The organism is Bradyrhizobium sp. LA2.1, assembly GCF_040547725.1.
GTDB lineage: Bacteria > Pseudomonadota > Alphaproteobacteria > Rhizobiales > Xanthobacteraceae > Bradyrhizobium > Bradyrhizobium barranii.
The window spans coordinates 1-2,465 of the sequence record NZ_JBEPQI010000077.1; the positions used below are offsets into that span (position 1 = coordinate 1).

2 tRNA genes and 1 rRNA gene are annotated in these 2,465 nt (G+C 54.4%); all 3 read left to right on the forward strand.

The features are described from left to right. The first annotated feature begins 325 nt into the window (after positions 1-325). The 3 genes from ABIB95_RS47265 to ABIB95_RS47275 all read left to right on the forward strand — a co-directional run bounded on the left by ABIB95_RS47265 (position 326) and on the right by ABIB95_RS47275 (position 2,188). Positions 326-1,814 (forward strand): 16S ribosomal RNA (locus tag ABIB95_RS47265). A 188-nt stretch (positions 1,815-2,002) separates the two neighbouring features. After that, a tRNA-Ile gene (locus tag ABIB95_RS47270) sits at positions 2,003-2,079 on the forward strand. Positions 2,080-2,112: 33 nt separating this feature from the next. After that, positions 2,113-2,188: transfer RNA gene (locus tag ABIB95_RS47275), tRNA-Ala, on the forward strand. The last annotated feature ends 277 nt before the right edge of the window (positions 2,189-2,465 follow it).

Here is a 2,465-nt window from a genome sequence, read left to right on the forward strand (position 1 = left end):
TAAGTCGATTGGAGTTCATTCATCGTCGGTAAGGGTGTCGGAACCCTTCCACTCTGGAAGGTTGGGACCTCCTGGTCCCGGGCTGTTTGACAAGTGAAGATGAAGAAAGAGAAACGTGGACGGCGGAGTCCTTGCGCCTCTCGGACACTGAAGAGCTTCGGCTTTTGAGTTCTGAGAGGGGACGAAAGACTTCGGCGGTACACGTTTTAAAGGAAACACCATCGCTGCCAGCGATGTGAATCGCGGGCAGCTCGGCGACTTCGGTTGTCGAAATAATGGTGGGACCTCGTCAAACGTTGTGATCAGCCGGTTCAAAGTTCAAGTCCAACTTGAGAGTTTGATCCTGGCTCAGAGCGAACGCTGGCGGCAGGCTTAACACATGCAAGTCGAGCGGGCGTAGCAATACGTCAGCGGCAGACGGGTGAGTAACGCGTGGGAACGTACCTTTTGGTTCGGAACAACACAGGGAAACTTGTGCTAATACCGGATAAGCCCTTACGGGGAAAGATTTATCGCCGAAAGATCGGCCCGCGTCTGATTAGCTAGTTGGTGAGGTAATGGCTCACCAAGGCGACGATCAGTAGCTGGTCTGAGAGGATGATCAGCCACATTGGGACTGAGACACGGCCCAAACTCCTACGGGAGGCAGCAGTGGGGAATATTGGACAATGGGGGCAACCCTGATCCAGCCATGCCGCGTGAGTGATGAAGGCCCTAGGGTTGTAAAGCTCTTTTGTGCGGGAAGATAATGACGGTACCGCAAGAATAAGCCCCGGCTAACTTCGTGCCAGCAGCCGCGGTAATACGAAGGGGGCTAGCGTTGCTCGGAATCACTGGGCGTAAAGGGTGCGTAGGCGGGTCTTTAAGTCAGGGGTGAAATCCTGGAGCTCAACTCCAGAACTGCCTTTGATACTGAAGATCTTGAGTTCGGGAGAGGTGAGTGGAACTGCGAGTGTAGAGGTGAAATTCGTAGATATTCGCAAGAACACCAGTGGCGAAGGCGGCTCACTGGCCCGATACTGACGCTGAGGCACGAAAGCGTGGGGAGCAAACAGGATTAGATACCCTGGTAGTCCACGCCGTAAACGATGAATGCCAGCCGTTAGTGGGTTTACTCACTAGTGGCGCAGCTAACGCTTTAAGCATTCCGCCTGGGGAGTACGGTCGCAAGATTAAAACTCAAAGGAATTGACGGGGGCCCGCACAAGCGGTGGAGCATGTGGTTTAATTCGACGCAACGCGCAGAACCTTACCAGCCCTTGACATGTCCAGGACCGGTCGCAGAGATGTGACCTTCTCTTCGGAGCCTGGAACACAGGTGCTGCATGGCTGTCGTCAGCTCGTGTCGTGAGATGTTGGGTTAAGTCCCGCAACGAGCGCAACCCCCGTCCTTAGTTGCTACCATTTAGTTGAGCACTCTAAGGAGACTGCCGGTGATAAGCCGCGAGGAAGGTGGGGATGACGTCAAGTCCTCATGGCCCTTACGGGCTGGGCTACACACGTGCTACAATGGCGGTGACAATGGGACGCTAAGGGGCAACCCTTCGCAAATCTCAAAAAGCCGTCTCAGTTCGGATTGGGCTCTGCAACTCGAGCCCATGAAGTTGGAATCGCTAGTAATCGTGGATCAGCACGCCACGGTGAATACGTTCCCGGGCCTTGTACACACCGCCCGTCACACCATGGGAGTTGGTTTTACCTGAAGACGGTGCGCTAACCAGCAATGGAGGCAGCCGGCCACGGTAGGGTCAGCGACTGGGGTGAAGTCGTAACAAGGTAGCCGTAGGGGAACCTGCGGCTGGATCACCTCCTTTCTAAGGATGGTTCTTCAGAAGCTTGCTTCTATCGAACCGTTTTAGAAACATCAGTGGCCAACGATCGTCAGGATTGTTGAGCTGCATTGGCGGGATTTCGCCGTCTTCGTTTCTCTTTCTTCGCGGACGAACACGCGCTGGGGCTGCAAGCTTGCAGAATCCCTGGTCCTTGACTGGATATGCGTTAGGGGCTTGTAGCTCAGTTGGTTAGAGCGCGCGCTTGATAAGCGTGAGGTCGGAAGTTCAAGTCTTCCCAGGCCCACCACACTCATCGAGTGAGCATTCGTCTTCTGGTTACGGGGCCATAGCTCAGCTGGGAGAGCGCGTGCTTTGCAAGCATGAGGTCGTCGGTTCGATCCCGTCTGGCTCCACCAGATGGTTTGATCATCGACTGATCGTGCACCTGAATCGTCCGCGAAACATCACTTCGCACTTGCTAGTCCGGATGGACAGTGAGCTGCGTGATTTCTGACATCGTAAAGAGGAGATCGATCCGAGTTGGATCGGGCAACAAGCAATTGTTGCGCGATACTTCATTATCTCCGGATCATTTCGGCGCTCGTGCGCCTTTCGATGTAGCTCACAAGGCTGCGTCTGAGAGGAATGCGAGTTGTAAATGATCCTTTTAGCGAAGCTTGACCGCCTCGCTAT